This window comes from Pontibacter sp. GD13, from assembly GCF_058216355.1.
Genome location: NZ_JBYZMQ010000001.1, coordinates 687,790 through 703,864, shown reverse-complemented (window position 1 = coordinate 703,864; position 16,075 = coordinate 687,790). Strand labels below are relative to the sequence as shown.

Below are 16,075 nucleotides of genomic sequence, written 5' to 3'. Positions count from 1 at the left end.
GAGGGGAATTACATGCACGCGTAAAACTCCCCTCCTCCGAGGGGTTAGGGGTGGGTGTAGACTTTCAAAGTACACTCTAAATCGCAACTTGAGTTAGTAAGCTGCCACTTTAAAGTATGAAAGGCCACCCGTGCAGGTGGCCTTTCATACTTTAAAGTGGCAGCTTTGTTTTTTGCATCAGCCGGCCCACCGGGTACATGTTATGGGTAAACTCGTAGTGCGGTGAGTTGCGGTACACGAAATCGAGCTGTGCCCGGGCGCTTTTCGCAAATTCCGGGTCCTGCTTCCTGCGCTCCTCCAGCCGCTTGCGCAGCGCGGGGTCTTTCTTGAGGTAGTCCGCTGCCAGGTCCTCGAACACGTAGCTCGAGAAATATTCCTTCTGCATAAGTATGGAGTCGAAGAAGTTCCAGGCGAAGTAAGAGTCCACGGCCTGCGGCTCCAGGGTTTCCACTAAAAAGCGGTTGGCAGGTTGGTCCAGGTATACTACATAGTCTCCTTTCAGAAACTGGCGGGGCATCGTGCGCGTCTCCACCTGCACATCGGTATGCAGGTAATGGCCTTCGTAAGGCCGCGGTGCCGTTTTATATTCGGTTATATAATAGGTTTCTACTTGTAGCGTCGTGTCCTTTTGCAGCTGTTGCATTTCTACCTTGTCTGTTTTCAGGCGCTCTATTACCTCGCCCCAGGCAAAGGGAATAATGTAGGCCACCGGTTTTTTAACCGTTGTTACAGGGGTAAACTCGTTGTAGTAGTTGATTTTGGTGCTGTAAGGCGCCTTGCGGTCATAGTAGAGGCGCTCCAGGCCGCTTACCTCGCTGGGTTTATACTTGGCGGCATAACCCAGAAACGGGATCTGTGTCACTTTGGTCGTGTCCAGTTTCCAGTCCAGGTGAAAGTTCTGCTGCTGCAGGGTTTCCTGCTTCGCCTGCGCACGCAGTTTCCCGATCTCGGCTGCATCGCGGTGCACCGTCCCGATCATGTGCTCCATTAACTTATAGGTAGCTTTCACGCGCTGGTCGAAGGGCTTTAGCATGTGTGTTTCCGGCACAAAGCCAATGGTGTTGTAGAGCGCGGTATAGCCTGTTGCATAGCGCGGCGATTCCATAAAACCAATGATCCCCTTCTCCGGCGTTTCATCCACGGTGTTCATGTAGGGCACCATCGGGAATTTATCCTGCTTCATGCCCTCGTAGAGTGTTGGCAACATTTTCTGCTGCAGATAGCCTGCCAGGGTAGGGTTTAGCTTGTTGTGTTGGGTGGGTATTAGCGTCATCACGTGCTGGTAATCGGCCCCGTTGGAAGTATGGTTGTCCATGAAAACGTCCGGGTCCCAGTCGCGGAAAATGGTATGGAAGGCCTTTGCGTTGCGCGAGTCCGTTTTAATAAAGTCGCGGTTCAGGTCCAGGTTGCGGGCGTTCCCTCTGAAGCCGTAACTCTCGGGCCCGTTCTGGTTGGTGCGGGTGTGGCTGTTGCGGTTCAGGGCGCCCCCGATGTTATAGACCGGCACAATGATCAGCACGGTGTTGTCCAGCTGGCTGCGTTTCTTTTTGTCCTGCAGGTAATCGCGCACCAGCATCATGGTGGCGTCTATGCCCTCTGGCTCACCGGGGTGAATGCCGTTCTGGATAAAGAGGACGCGCTTGTTTTTCTTTCGGATAGAAGCCGGGTTAAAATCCTTATCCGTCGATACCACCACCAGGTGCAAGGGCCTGCCGGAATCTGTGAAGCCATACGGCAGCATCTGTACTTCGTCGTACGCTTTGTCGAGGGTGTTATACCAGTCTATGATCTGGTCGTAGGTGGCGGTGGTGTTGCCGTTGCCTTTTTCGAACGGAGTTTTTAGGTCAGGCTTTTGTTGATCGGGAGCACCGGAGCAGAGCAGCGCCGCCAGTAACAGGGTAGTAAACATACAGAAGGTGGCTAGTTCTTGTTATAAGTGTAATGTTAGCCATTTCCGGTCAAAAATAAAAAAACCCACCTGGGTGAGCATTACAGCTGGTAGCAGATAATTTAAGAGTTAATCAGAATAAAGAAGAAACCCTGAGCGCAGGCTATACTTTTAACTTACCTGTAAATGCCCCGTTCTCTTTTGTCAGGAAAGATGATTTTATCCAGGCTATGCTTGCCCGGGCCGATCAGCATCAGCGACAGGAACAAGATGGCAGCCTCCAGGGCGTGGGAGTATCCGCCAAAGCCATCCCCGCCAAGCACATGCTTTAGAGTAGCCACCACCATGGTAAGCAGCAGCAACACACAGGCAGGCCTGAACAGAAAGCCCAGTACCAGGCAGGCACCGCCAACCGCTTCGGCAAAACCGGCCATAAATCCCCAGAAGGCAGGCGCAAAGTTTACGTTGAAGAGGCCCATGCTTTGCCCAATAGCCTGCCAGGTTTCAGGACCACCAGCCAGTTTGGGCCAGCCGTGCAGGATGAACATGATGCCGATGCCGATGCGCAGCAGCAGCAATCCTATATTTCTGAATTTGTAGCGGGAACGGAAAATAGCCATAGCAGCAATAATACAAATTCACTGCTAATATTGCAACTGTCTAATATATTAGAATGCTCTTCACTAGCGTATTGGCTGGCAGGGTGCTTGGGGTGAAGGTGGCCAAACGCTGGCGCGGGAGCTGCGACTGGTCCATCACAAACGTGATTCCGCCTTCTTTGGAAACGGCTACCAGGCCTCCGTCGGCGAGCAGTACCGTAGAAATGGGGTAAAGGCTTTGCACCTCCCCATATTTGGAGCCAACGCCCACACCCTTCGGTGTTTTGTAATCAGTGCTTTTTACGTTAATGCGCCATACCAGGCAAACGGAGTCGCAGGCTTGTTCTACCAAAATGCCCTTTTCCTGCTTGTTCGGGTGCAGCACGTAAGCAGTGGCCTGGGTTCCTTCCTGTTGCAGGGTAGTGTCGGCAATGGTGAACCCGGCAGGCACCATCTCCCGCATTTGATGGATCGGCATGCCAATCATTACGTTGCCCACTCGCCCTTTAGCAATAACGAAGGAGGAGGGGTCGGGCAAGTTGGAAGCAGGCGCATCGGTATTGGTTGTTCCTGAAAAGGTGGTGTCTGAAGTTTCGCCTATGGCTGCCGTTTCTGTTTCTGTATCGTGCTGCGAGAGGCAGGCAGCCATGCCCACACCCAGCAGTATTGCATAAATTATATTTCTGATCATTCGAGCCGCGGCATTTGTACTTTATTTTAATGTTAAACCTTGAAGAGGAACTTCTGGTTGTCGTATATTAGCAGGAAACAGACATTCGTTTCTTTTATTATACATTAACTAAAAATAATAAAATGGCTAAACCATTGATCTTAGTCTCAAACGACGACGGCATTACCGCGCCCGGCATTAGAACCCTGGTAGAGGTGGCCAAAAAGATAGGGGAAGTTGTGGTGGTGGCTCCGGACGGGCCACAGTCGGGTATGGGACATGCCATTACCATAGGCAACACGTTGCGCTTGGATAAGTCCATTGCTTTTGATGATCTGGGAATAGAGGCCTACGAGTGCTCGGGCACTCCGGCCGACTGCGTGAAGCTGGCCAAACACCATGTACTGAAAGACCGCACCCCCGACCTGGTGGTGAGTGGCATCAACCACGGTTCCAATTCCAGTATCAGCGTGCTTTATTCAGGCACGATGTCGGCAGCCATTGAGGCGGCGATAGAGGGGCTTCCCTCTATCGGTTTCTCTTTGTGTGATTACGGGCATGAGGCGGATTTCTCGCACACCCGCGAATTTGTGGAGCTCATTATACGGCAGGCCCTGGAGAACCGCATACCGGAGAACACATCATTGAATGTGAATTTCCCGAAAAAAAGCGCCGAACGAATCAAAGGCATTAAAGTTTGTCGCCAAGCGCATGCCAAGTGGCAAGAGGAGTTTGATGAGCGCCTGGACCCACGCAACCGCAAGTACTACTGGATGACCGGCAGCTTTGTAAACTTTGACAAAGGCGAGGACACCGATGAGTGGGCCCTTGTGAACAACTACATTTCTGTGGTGCCCTGCCAGTATGATATGACGGCGCACCACGCCATTGCCATGCTGAATGAGAGCTGGGTGTTTTAAAAGGTGGTTTAAGTCATAAACAAAACCCCAAACCATGTGCGTGGTTTGGGGTTTTGTTCAAACTAAGTAATACTGTTTCTTAGGCTTTTGTAATTAGTACAGGTTAAAACCTAATAGCCAGGGTTTTGTATCAAACTTGGGTTAACTTCAATCTGCTGCAGCGGAATAGGCCACAGGTTGCGGAAATTTTGTCCGGTAGCTTCGCAGAAGCCTAACAGGTCGCAAGTTAGGTTGTAACGTTTTAGGTCAATAAAACGAAGACCTTCCCCAATAAATTCTAACCTGCGCTGCTCCAGTATTTCCTGCAGTGCCTGTGCGTTCGTTAAAAGTGTAATAGGAGGTAAACCGGCTCTGGTTCTGATCCTGTTAATATCGCTGATAACCTGTGGGTCGGCTGGGGCAATTGCAACCCCTTGTCTTGCACGGGCTTCGGCACGTATAAGGTACATTTCAGCTAGCCGGAGTACAGGTACGTTATCAGCGTTGTTTACCACGTCTTCATACTTAATAAGCCTCCTGCGGTTATTTTGTAACACCGTGGTGGCTGCAAAGCGCTGGTCGCCTTTCTGTGCTGAAGCCTGAAGGGCATTATAGGCTCCGGCTCTCAGGTTAAATTTTTGTCCGCCTGTTAAGGGGTTAGATGATGCACCCAAACCACTCTGATCGTTCAAAGTGAAATCTACCTCAAAAATGATCTCAGGACCAGTCTCGTTTGTGAAAATGGCTTTAAATTCATCTGCCAGAGCAAATTGATCACTCGTAATCACCTGATTAGCCTTGGCCTCGGCCAGGGCATTATTGCCACGCTGTAAGTAAACACGAGCCAGTAGGGCAGTAGCGGCTAGGCTGGTAGCACGTGTTTTACGGCTGTTTCCCCCATCAAGAGCAGCCTCTGCCGCCTGTAAATCACTTATAACAGCGTCGTATACTTGCGCCTCAGTTGCTCTGGGCATCGACTGGATTTCACTGGTAACAGTTGTTGGCGTTAGAGGAAGTGGTACGCCTCCAAAAACTTTAACCAGGTCGAAATAAGCCAAACCACGCAGAAAGAACATTTCGCCTTTAATCTGTTGGCGTTGCTCATCCGATATATTGGTCAGCCTGTCGGCCTCGCGCAGCACAATATTGGCTCGGTTTATAACTGTGTAAATGGTTGCCCATGTATTGGCAATCTGTAGATTAGATGCGTTTATACTTCGCGCAGAAACTTCCCTATCTGTGGTGAACGTTCCCCGGTGCTCCAGGTTATCGGTATAAACGCCCTGGTATAGCAGGTAGCGCAGGCCATAGTAGTTCGTAGACTGCAGGGCACTGTAAGTACCAAGCGCAGCTCTATTAAGAGTGGTGAAATCAGTGATGGCGCCGTCTGCCTCAATGGCTGTGGTTGGCGAAACATCCAGCACATTGTCGCATCCTGAAAGGGCTGACAAACTTAATGCTGTTAGTAGAATGAATGTATATTTTTTCATGTTCTTGTCTTTTAGCTATTAAAATCCAACATTAACACCAAACGTAATGGTACGGGCTTGCGGGAAGGTATAGAAATCAACTCCCAATGTAGTGTTAGACGTGCCTGCGAAATTAACCTCAGGGTCAAAGCCCGGATAATCGGTGAAAGTGATCAGGTTCTGAGCCTGAGCATAAACACGCAATGACCTTAACTTGAATTTCTCTATAACAGTGGTAGGTACATTGTAACCTAGTATTACGTTTTTAAAGCGTAGGTACGATCCATCGTAAACAAACCTGGATGAATTACTGCGGTTGTTATTGTTATCGTCAAACACAGTAGCCCTAGGTGTATCCGTAATGTCACCGGGTTTTTGCCAGCGATTGAGTACATCTGTCAGCATGTTGTCGTCCAGGAAGTCGTTGCCAAGGTGCTTTTGATATTGATGGCTCGGGGCGACAATATCATTGCCTTGTGAAAACTGAAGGAACACATTCAGGTCAAATCCTTTGTAACGGAACTCATTAGTTAATCCACCTACATAATTAGGTTGTGCATTACCGATAATGGTCAGGTCATCATCTGTAATAACCCCGTCGTTGTTAATGTCACGGAAGTTAATGTCTCCGGCCTGAGCACCCTGCGCTTGTCGCGAAGCGGGCACATCATCAATAGTGCTATATACGCCGTCGGAAATAAAGCCATAGAAGGTTCCGATCGGCTGGCCTTCGCGCAGTACCAGAGAGTTGCCTCCGAAACCATAGAAAATATCCTGATCCTGATAGAGCGCTGTCACTTTGTTTCGGTTAAAAGAGATATTAAAGTCGGATGTCCAACGAAACCCATCTCCTTGCGAATCAATATTGACAGTTCTGAGTGCTACTTCAAATCCTTTATTCTCTGTAGAACCTACGTTAGCCTGGAAACTGGAGAAGCCGTTTTGGGTTGGAACTGGTCTGGAAAACAGCAGGTCATCAGTGTTTTTGATGTAGTAATCTAGCGCAAGGTTAATCCTGTTATTGAGTAATCCGATATCAGTTCCTATATTAAATTGCTTTGTCTCTTCCCACTTCAGGTCGGGGTTGGGCAGTTGTGTCAGAGCTATGCCAGGTAAATCGAGGTAGTTAGAGCCGGTATAAAGACCCTGAAAAGCAAAATTGCCTATTTCCTGGTTACCGGTAATGCCATAAGAGGCGCGCAGTTTTAACTCGCTGATCGCATCTACACCCGACATGAAATCCTCGCCTATTATTCTCCAACCTGCTGATACAGAAGGGAAGTATCCGAACCTGTTGTTCTCTCCGAAGCGGGTAGAGCCATCAGCCCTAAAGTTAACGCCAAGCAGGTATTTATCATTGAAATTGTAGTTAACCCGTCCGAAATAGGATAGCAGTACAGACTCCGATACCGAGTTGGAACCTGCGTTGACAATGGCAGCACTTGCTACGTAGCGGAAGCGCTCTCCCGGAAAGCCTTCACCTGTTACAAAAGCCTGGTTAAACACGTTTCTCTCGGTACTGGTACCAAGTATGGCGGATAGCTCATGCACGTCGTTAAACACTTTATTGTATGAGGCAGTTGCCTCCAAAAGGCGTTTTGTGATAGTGGAGGTTGCGTTGGTAGCAGAGCCACCAACAGCAGTAGCGGTAGAGCCCGGGAAGTTGGTAGGTGTAAACCGGCGCTCGTTTACGTTCAGTGCATCATAGCCACCCCTTACCTGCACATCTAAACCTGGAATAATGGTATATTTAGCGAAAATGTTGCCAATAGCCCGCAGGTTCACCGTTTCGTTGTCATTTTCTGTGCCTTCCGCTACAGGGTTGGTGTAGAAATAGTTGGGCCTGGTGTAAGTTCCATCCTCGTAGTAAACCGGCCATACCGGCGATGCGGCCAGGGCATTTGCGAACGGCCCGATTAAGGTGTTATCGCTAATGATACGGCCATTTTCGGAACGGCTTAACTGGATGCTGGTACCGATGCTCATCCTGTCAGAAACCTGGTGGTCCAGGTTCAGGCGGGTTGAATAGCGCTTGTATTCACTGCCTATCACTATTCCTTCCTGATCAAAATAATTACCAGACAAATAATAACGGGTTTTCGCATCACCACCGTTTAAAGAAAGCTCATAATTTTGAATTGGTGCTGTTCGGGTAACTTTATCTATCCAGTTAGTATTAGTAGGCTCAAAGTCCAGGCCACCATAATAAAAGTCCACGAAGTCGTCAAAGGTAGCTCCAGGCTCAAGTAAACCATCGTTCACGTAAGCCTCCACCATAATTTCCTTATACTGCTCCGCATTTAGGAAATTTGGTTCTTTCCACATCTTCTGAAATCCAGAGTAGGCGTTAAAGTTAATTTGTGTCTTTTTAGCCGATCCTCGTTTTGTCGTGATGATAACAACTCCGTTTGCCGCTCTAGAACCATATATTGCTGCTGCTGAGGCATCTTTCAGAATGTCGATTGACTCGATATCGTTTGGGTTAAGGTCAGATACGGCATTGACGCTTTGACCTCCAAAGCCTAATTGGGAGAAGTCGCCGGTAGTAAGCGGAACGCCGTCCACTACATATAGTGGTTGGTTGCTGGCAGAGATAGAGGTAGCCCCACGCACGCGCACGCTTATACCACCACCAGGCGTTCCTGAGTTCTGGGATATCTGAACACCAGCCGCACGACCCTGTAGGGCCTGGTCAACCCCTACCACCGGAATGTTCTTAAGTTCTTCGGAAGTTACTTTAGAGGTTGCCCCTGTTACTTCCCTCCGTTCCTGGGTTCCGTAACCTACTACTACCACCTCTTTTAAAAGCTCCTGGTCGGCAACAAGGCCCACGTTTATAGTGGATCGTCCACTTACAGGCAACTCCTGCGTTGTCATGCCGATAAAACGAAAGACAAGGCTCGCATTTGGTTTTACGTTAAGCAAATACTCTCCTTTTAAACCTGTAGAGACCCCATTAGAAGTTCCTTTTTCTATAACCGTGACACCAGGTAAGGGTTGACCTGTCTCAGCCGAAGTTACTACGCCTGTAACAGTTTGAGTTTGTGCCCACGCGCTACTTATAAACGCAAATAGCATAACAAAACTCATTAGTAAAGTCTTCTTCATAAAATAGTAGTTTAGTAGTTAAAATGAATCAGGTACTTAAATGCAAAAATACTTAAATAAGAATAATGAAATGAAATAAAGAAATATAGAAATATTTCGCCTTATAGCTATAAGATTTGGGTAATTTGTTTTGCGCTTACTTAAAACAAGCTCTGCATTAGTATTGGAAACCGTAGTAAGTTGAATTTGTTTTGAGGATTATGATCACAAAACAGTTTAATAAAAATAATAAAAAGCTTACTAAATAATTAAGTTGTTTTAACATTGTCTTTACTACTTTATGTACTTAAAGGTTTTGCAAGTTTAAATATATAGAGTATTCAAAATAGCGTAGCTATTATGCTAGATTTCACTTTTGCAGAACCGTTACAGCTAAAAACTTATGCCCTTCGTGATGCTTGGTTTTCCAGCCCATCTTTTTCAGCTCACGCAGTATAAAGTTGTTGAGCAGACCATGGGCTACCAATACTGTGGTGGAACATTTTAAGGCATCTTCGGCCAATAGCCTGGCACATGCGCGTGCTCTTTGGCGGGCCTCTTTAAAGGTTTCTATACCTGAGCTGTTCAAGCCCAAAAACCACAGCACACGGGCACTCAGTAGCCAGAGCTTGATCGGGAGCCGAAGCAGGGGCAAGGAGAAAATCCTGCGTTCAAACTCCCGGAAGGCTGCATCTGCCTGCAGTTTTACGGATTCCCCGAAAATGGCCTTGGCAGTTAACCGTGACCGAGGGAGGGTGCTGCAAAATACCTTCTCTATAGACTGGTAGGGGATGGCTTCATGCTCCAGCACAAACTCCTCAATGGCGGCTGCATCATACTCCTGTATGTACTGGCGGGCAGCAGCATCATTAAACCAGCCCGTGTCTTTTACCTCTGGCCGCGCATGCCGGATCAGGAAGATCTGTTTTGGTAGCGGTGTATCAGGTTTGCTATCTTTCACGTTGGTGCGGTTTAAGTTTGTTGCTTATACGCAGCGCACGCCAAGGTTTGATGCATTAAATATTTAAGAGCGAGTTAAATGAAATCTGCGAAGTATGAACGCTTTACCTGTTCCCATTCCGGGCGAAGTATGCTGTAGTAAATGGTGTCGCGGCGGCGGCCATCGTGCATTTGGGTGTGGCTGCGGAGGATGCCTTCTTCTGTTGCCCCTATCTTGAGCATCGCTTTCCGGGAGCGCAGGTTTAACACGTCCGTCTTCAGCTCCACGCGCTCCATCCCCAGTTCATCAAAGGCGTAGCGCAACAGCAGGTACTTGCAGTGGCGGTTCAGACCGCTTCCCCGAAACGCCCGGCTTAACCAGGTCCAGCCAATCTCCAGGCGTTTATCGGCCAGCGATATGTTGCCGTAGCTGGTGCTGCCTGCCAGCTGGCCACTTGCATTATCGATGATTACAAAAGTGTACCGCAATGCGGATTGAAATCCATCTTCCACGGTGCGCTGCCAGCTGCTCAGCTCTTCAGGGTTGCTGATGCGGCTTGGCATAAAGCGCCAAATGTCTTCCTCCTTGGCGATTATGGCCACGTCGATCAGGTCACATGGCCGGTATCTGCGCAGGAGCACACGGTTATCTTCAAGCAAAATTTCGTGGTTGAAATTCATATTTTAGTTATTCAAGATGTTAAACCGTTGGCTAAAGCAGCTAATTAGTACCCGTTGTTTAAAGGCTGTCTTTGCACCCTGTAAAATATCTGGAGCAAGAAAGTAATCAGTCCTGCGAACTCAAAAAGGCAACTGGCTTTAAAATTATGGAAAAAGTATAGAAACTGACCAACGGAAAGTTCTATGAACCCGTAATAGAGTTCACCGGAAAAGAATAGCCCTGCACCCTGCCAAATAATTTATTGCCGAGCAAAGCAAATTCTAAAACGCCGGTTGCTTATCAAGCGTGTCATAAATGCTTGTTAAACCCAAAAACGTCCGGGTCAGATATAACCACACCAACAAACCTGCTCAAAAGCAAATAGATAGGATCTGAAAAAACTAAAAATAACAGAAATATTTTACGGGAGATAACATATGGAAGCACATCATCCTTCAAAAATCTTAATGACAGCCGACACTGTTGGCGGGGTTTGGAATTACTCGATGGAATTGATTCGGGCGTTAGCCCCATTTAAAACCGAAGTGGCTTTAGCTACCATGGGTGCCCCTTTAACAGCCGAACAACAACGGCAGGCAGATGAAATAGATAATCTGACTGTTTATGAAAGCAAGTACAAGCTGGAGTGGATGGAAAACGCCTGGGAGGATGTGGCAGCGGCAGGTGAGTGGCTGTTGCAACTGAAAGATGAAGTGCAGCCGGACATTGTGCATCTGAACAGCATGGTGCACGGAGCCATTGATTTTGGCGTTCCTACAATTGTGGTGGTGCATTCCTGTGTGATGTCGTGGTGGAAAGCGGTGAAAGAGGAGGATGCCCCCAAAGCGTGGGACCGCTATAGAGATTTGGTTACCAAAGGCCTGCAGGCAGCAGACATGGTAATAGCCCCGACACAGGCTATGATGCACCAGGCCGAGGCCCTGTACGGACCCTTCGAAAACAGCACTGTCATTTACAACGGCAGAGGTCAATACGGCTTCCAGTTTGGCAAAAAGGAGCCTTTTGTGTTCAGCATGGGCCGGGTTTGGGACGAAGCCAAGAATATTTCGATGCTGGCCCACATTGCGTCAGACCTCAACTGGCCCGTTTACATTGCCGGCGATGACAAACACCCGGATACAGGCGAAACCATAGATCTGGAAAACGTGCATTTTCTGGGTAAACTGACAGAACAGGAAGTCTCAGACTGGTTGTCGAGGGCCTCAATATATGCCTTGCCGGCAAAGTATGAGCCCTTTGGCCTAACAGTACTGGAAGCGGCTATGTCGGGTTGTGCGCTGGTGGTTGGTAAGATGGAAAGCCAGGTAGAGATTTGGGGCAACGCTGCCAGGTATATCGATCCAAACAATGCGGATGAGCTCCGCGATAGCATCAATAACCTGATCGAGGATGAGTTTGGGAGGAACATTATGGCCTGCCGCGCCGTGAAACGCTCTCATGGTTACACTTCCGACCCCATGGGACAGGATTATGACCATGTGTACCGAAAACTGATGAAACAAACCGTTACTGTATAACTCCCTCTATCTGAGTTAGGGATACCTAAAACAATTTAAACCTTAAAATGCCCTGTTTGCAAGTATAGCGAACGGGGCATTTTTTACGCTGATTAATTTTAACTTGCGCTATGTCTATTAAAAATACTACGCACCAATACTGGAAAGTGCTGAAATCTGAAATGGTGTTCGATGAGAAGTGGTACAAGCTCCGCAGGGATGAAGTAGAATTACCGAATGGCATGGTGCTGGATGATTACTATGTAAGTGTGCGCCCTGATGTGGTGTTAACCTTTCCGGTAACAGAAGACAACGAGGTTATTTTTGTGCGCCAATACAAGCACGCGGCCCGCGGAATATTTACGGAGTTGCCTGGCGGAGTGATTGATGCCCATGAGCGTGATCCGGAAGAAGCAGCCAGGCGCGAGCTGCTGGAAGAAACCGGCTACACCTCTGATGCAATGGAGTTTTTGCTGGAGATGACCGACAACCCCACCAAAGACACCAACAAGATCTATTTTTACCTGGCCCGGAATGCCTATAAAATAGCCGACCAGGACTTAGACGATACCGAATGCATCGAAGTGCTGAAAGTGCCGCTGCATAAAATAGAAAGTATGATCCTGAACCAGGAAATCCATGTATCGGGGTCCGTAGCGCTTTGTCTGCTTGCCCTGCGCAAGTTGGGTGTGTAAATGTAAGCTGCGGTTATTACTTGTGTGCTGCTTTTCTTGTAGCGGTAAACCCTCCTCCTAACCTGCTCCCAGCGGGCGGAGGAACCAAAGAAACGCTTCTCCAAACCTGAACCCACGGCGCTAACCGGTTTAGGAAAAAATAATCCTGAAGACACCCTGCCCTGACATCAAGTGGAGCCAAGCCTGCATTAAAAATACCCCTCCTGTTTTTAGGAGGGGTTAGGGGAGGTAAAAATCTCTCACATGGATGCAGGCCTACTATTCGGTGAGATGGGTGAATCAGAAACCTTGGATATCATCAACAATCTAATTTTTTTCGCACAAGGGTTTTATTGCCGGCCTATACTCCTGAAGCTGCCTTTCCTATCGTTAAATTTTAGGATACATCTATACTTCTGCGGATACAAAGCCAACGGTATTAAACCCAGAGCGTACTGGCAACCACTGGGGTGTTTTTCCAGCACAGCGTATAACCGGCACCGTTTTCCTGCAAGGTAAAGTTTTCGTGCAATTCCAGCGTATGCGCTAGAGATTCAGGGGCGAACTGGGTAGGGGCCGGGGTAAAACCGTTCCGGAGCAAGCGCTGTTGCCAGGCCTCGTTTCGTTCGTGGCGCTCCACACGGTTCATTCCCTCACACGAGATCACGTTGATGATCTCTCTGCCAAAGAACTCCTGTTCTATTACCTGACGCTCAGGTAAGGCAGCGGGCAGCAGTGTGTCGAGCACATCAAAAACAGTAAAGTAGTGGCGCAGCGATTCCCGCAGGCGCGGCAGCAAGTGAAGACGATTGTGCTCGGAGTCTGGCTCGGTAAGGGTAAGCAGGGCTGGAGAAAGCGCTTTGATCTGCTGCAGGATCCTGTCTCGGTAGTCTGTTTCTGAGATCAACTGATCGGGCAGGTGGTGCAGCGTGAATGCGGAGTTTACGATCAGCGTTTCGGAGGAGGAAAGGGGCAACTCCTGCAAACTGGTCTCCTCTAACTTTTGCGCGATGCCGGTATAGGTAAAAGCAAGCCCTAACTGATCGGCGTGCCGTTGCAGTTCCTCGCCGGTCATGCGCAGGCGGATAGCCGGTTCATCTCCTACGGCAGGAATATCGATGCCCGTGATACTGAGCTTTATTTTCTCGCCGGGGCGGCTGGCCAGTTGGTCCATTAGGTGCAGCCACTGCAGCCCGCTGCCAATCCCTAAGTCGATGATATGGATTTCAGTGGCATGTGCCACCGCATCCAGGATCGCAACGTTGGCTAAGTGATGGCCAAAGGTAACCAGTGGCGTGGATCTCATCAGTACATTAAAGGCCGAGATCATATCAGAGGCACCATAAGCGCTGCTGTAAAGGTTGCCGGCATGCGCATTGCCTTCCGGACCGAGCAGCATCGAAAAAGCCCGCGCAAAGGCCAGTGCAATGCGCTCGGGAGCACTTCCCGAACTGCTTGCCACACCCGACAGCGCGGCCACAGCCTCTTGTGCTGCCGCCTTGTCTGAGCCAACCAGGGCATAGCCTGCCTTTAATATAGCTGCCAAGGCCGCTTCTGGCCAGATGTTTTCCGGGGAAAGTATACTATGTAGCTGGTCCTGCAGGTAGTCCTGGTGAGCCTTAGGGCCAACGGTTATCCGAAAAGTATACTTGCTGTTGGCACTGCGCACCAACACGCCCTGCAGCTCCAGTTGCTCTACCACCGGATGGATTGGGACACCAGCATCGGCATACAAGAAGTTGCCCTGTGAGGGCCACCACTGTACACCCACTTCATTTAAAAGCTGCTGTAAGTGTACTTTGCCTGCAGCTGTCTGTGCCAGGGTTAAGGCCAGGTGCTCCTTATCGCCCAGGGCGGCCAAAGCAGCAACCTGAGCTAAGTGATTTACATTGTAGGGCTGCTTCACCTGCATCACTTTGGCAAGCAGGTTTTGGTGGGCCAGCATATACCCCACCCGCAGCGATGCCAAGCCATAGGCTTTGGAAAAAGTACGCAGCAACACCAGGTTTTCGAGCGTACTCAAAAACGGTAAGCCCGAGCCAAAATCCGGCGCATCCACAAACTCCATATAGGCCTCGTCCAACACCAGCACCACATGGGGCGGCACCGCTTGCAACAGCTCCTCTACCTGAGCCGAGGTTAGATAGGCGCCGGTGGGGTTATTCGGGTTCGACAAAAAAAGCAAGTGGGTAGTGGTATCCACCTGGGCCATCAGCGCTTTTACATCAAAAGTATAAGTACTGTTTAAGGGTGCCTTTTTATAAGTAACTCCCAGGGCTTCGGCTTCATACTGATATAAAGGGTAGGTTGGGTCGCAGGATAGGACAGAGGCTTCCGGGTAAGGCTTGCACAAGGCCCGGATCAGGAGCGAAATCAGTTCGGCAGAGCCGCTGCCCACCATAATTTCGTCTGGGTGCAAAGCCAGTTGCTGGGCCAAAGCCAAACGCAGGGGGGCAGCATGGGGATCAGGATAAGAAGGGAGGCCGGTAAGTGCGCCCTGTATCGCTTTAGAAACATAATCCGAAATTCCGAAAAGATTTTCATTTGACGAGGCTCTGAAAAAAGCCGGTTCCATAGTTTTCATCGCAGGGAAGTATAAGTAAGCGGCGCTCCAATCAGCATCTGCACGTTCAAATATATATATTAATTTAGGTATTTACCCTTTAAAAAACAGTTTGCAGGGTAAAAAATGGTTTTTTTGGGTATAAAACATTAAAAGGCTGGAACGAAACAATTCGTGTTTTATGTTTGTACAATAAATGTATGTACATTATGTTTGAATTCTATTTTTTGACTTTTGATCGATCATTTGAAATGCAGTCGGATGTAAGATAGTGTAATACAGCTGAAAGAGAACTGATTAACCCAAGATAAATGAGCAAGCATATAATTCATAAAGCAGACACACGCGGCCATGCGAACCATGGCTGGCTGAACTCCTACCACTCCTTCAGTTTTGCCAGCTACCATAACCCCGAACGAATGGGTTTTGGCTTGCTGCGGGTCCTGAACGATGATACCGTAGCACCAGGCATGGGATTCGGGGCGCATCCGCACGACAACATGGAGATCGTTTCCATCCCGTTTTCGGGTGAACTGGCACATAAAGACAGCACAGGCAACGAAAAGATGATTCGCACGAACGAGGTGCAGATCATGTCGGCAGGCACAGGCTTAACGCACTCGGAGTATAACCACTCTAAAACGGCGCCGGTGAAGTTTCTGCAGATCTGGGTGTTCCCAAAAGAGCGCGACATCAAACCGCGCTACGAGCAAAAGGCATTCGACCCGAAGGAAAGGCAGAACAAACTGCAGACAGTGGTGTCGCCGGATAAAGATAACGGGGCCATTTGGATCAACCAGGATGCCTGGTTTACGCTAGGCAGTCTAAAGCCGGGTTTTGCAGAAGCCTATAAGCTGCATACGCCGCAAAACGGGGTGTATGCCTTTGTGCTGGAGGGCGAAGTAGAGATAGACGGCGAAAAGCTGAGCCGACGCGATGGCATGGGCATATCAGGAACAGATAGCATTCAGATCAAAGCCGACTCGGCTGCAGAATTGCTGCTGATGGAAGTGCCGATGAAATAAGCACCCAGGCTCGTATAGGTTTAAAGGCGATGCTCTCTTAGAAGTGCATCGCCTTTTTGAATTCCTCCGCCCACTGGGGGAGGT

The 16,075-nt window shown here is 48.9% G+C and carries 12 protein-coding genes; 4 read left to right on the top strand and 8 right to left on the bottom strand.

Translation table 11 applies throughout. The features are described from left to right. Window positions 1-151: 151 nt before the first annotated feature. From AC4BAN_RS02820 to AC4BAN_RS02810, 3 genes are all read right to left on the bottom strand, one after another. The gene (locus AC4BAN_RS02820) at window positions 152-1,909 is read right to left on the bottom strand and encodes a M14 family metallopeptidase (protein ID WP_490562841.1); all 1,758 of its coding nucleotides are present in this window, start codon (window positions 1,907-1,909) and stop codon (window positions 152-154) included. Between the two features lie 155 nt (window positions 1,910-2,064). Next, complete coding sequence (locus tag AC4BAN_RS02815) at window positions 2,065-2,508, bottom strand: DoxX family protein (protein WP_490562840.1); 444 nt, start codon at window positions 2,506-2,508, stop codon at window positions 2,065-2,067. A gap of 40 nt (window positions 2,509-2,548) precedes the next feature. Next, window positions 2,549-3,178, bottom strand: coding sequence for a mechanosensitive ion channel protein MscS (locus AC4BAN_RS02810; RefSeq protein WP_490562839.1), 630 nt, complete (start codon window positions 3,176-3,178; stop codon window positions 2,549-2,551). Window positions 3,179-3,300: 122 nt separating this feature from the next. On the opposite strand from AC4BAN_RS02810, the gene surE reads away from it, so the two are divergent. Further along, on the top strand, window positions 3,301-4,077 hold the full coding sequence (surE, locus tag AC4BAN_RS02805; RefSeq protein WP_490562838.1) for a 5'/3'-nucleotidase SurE: 777 nt from the start codon (window positions 3,301-3,303) through the stop codon (window positions 4,075-4,077). A 110-nt stretch (window positions 4,078-4,187) separates the two neighbouring features. Here the strand turns inward: surE and AC4BAN_RS02800 are convergent, their stop codons facing one another. The 4 genes from AC4BAN_RS02800 to AC4BAN_RS02785 all read right to left on the bottom strand — a co-directional run bounded on the left by AC4BAN_RS02800 (window position 4,188) and on the right by AC4BAN_RS02785 (window position 10,232). Continuing rightward, entirely contained in the window at window positions 4,188-5,546 is a 1,359-nt protein-coding gene (locus AC4BAN_RS02800) for a RagB/SusD family nutrient uptake outer membrane protein (protein ID WP_490562837.1), read from the bottom strand. An 18-nt stretch (window positions 5,547-5,564) separates the two neighbouring features. After that, complete coding sequence (locus AC4BAN_RS02795; protein ID WP_490562987.1) at window positions 5,565-8,603, bottom strand: SusC/RagA family TonB-linked outer membrane protein; 3,039 nt, start codon at window positions 8,601-8,603, stop codon at window positions 5,565-5,567. 379 nt (window positions 8,604-8,982) lie between these two features. Beyond that, a complete protein-coding gene (locus tag AC4BAN_RS02790; protein WP_490562836.1) occupies window positions 8,983-9,573 on the bottom strand; it encodes a histidine phosphatase family protein in 591 nt (196 codons plus the stop codon). 74 nt (window positions 9,574-9,647) lie between these two features. Then, window positions 9,648-10,232: a GNAT family N-acetyltransferase gene (locus tag AC4BAN_RS02785; RefSeq protein WP_490562835.1), complete on the bottom strand. Its 585-nt coding sequence runs from the start codon at window positions 10,230-10,232 to the stop codon at window positions 9,648-9,650. 447 nt (window positions 10,233-10,679) lie between these two features. On the opposite strand from AC4BAN_RS02785, the gene AC4BAN_RS02780 reads away from it, so the two are divergent. Together AC4BAN_RS02780 and AC4BAN_RS02775 are read left to right on the top strand one after the other, a co-directional pair. Then, window positions 10,680-11,750 (top strand): glycosyltransferase, encoded by a 1,071-nt coding sequence (locus tag AC4BAN_RS02780; RefSeq protein WP_490562834.1) that lies wholly within the window; start codon window positions 10,680-10,682, stop codon window positions 11,748-11,750. A 110-nt stretch (window positions 11,751-11,860) separates the two neighbouring features. Beyond that, the gene (locus AC4BAN_RS02775; protein ID WP_490562833.1) at window positions 11,861-12,424 is read left to right on the top strand and encodes an NUDIX hydrolase; all 564 of its coding nucleotides are present in this window, start codon (window positions 11,861-11,863) and stop codon (window positions 12,422-12,424) included. A 418-nt stretch (window positions 12,425-12,842) separates the two neighbouring features. On the opposite strand, the gene hisC is transcribed toward AC4BAN_RS02775, so the two are convergent. Continuing rightward, the gene (hisC, locus tag AC4BAN_RS02770) at window positions 12,843-14,987 is read right to left on the bottom strand and encodes a histidinol-phosphate transaminase (protein ID WP_490562832.1); all 2,145 of its coding nucleotides are present in this window, start codon (window positions 14,985-14,987) and stop codon (window positions 12,843-12,845) included. Between the two features lie 290 nt (window positions 14,988-15,277). Here hisC and AC4BAN_RS02765 point away from each other — a divergent pair, with 290 nt between their 5' ends. Next, window positions 15,278-15,991, top strand: a complete 714-nt coding sequence (locus AC4BAN_RS02765; protein WP_490562831.1) for a pirin family protein — start codon at window positions 15,278-15,280, stop codon at window positions 15,989-15,991. Window positions 15,992-16,075 lie beyond the last annotated feature (84 nt).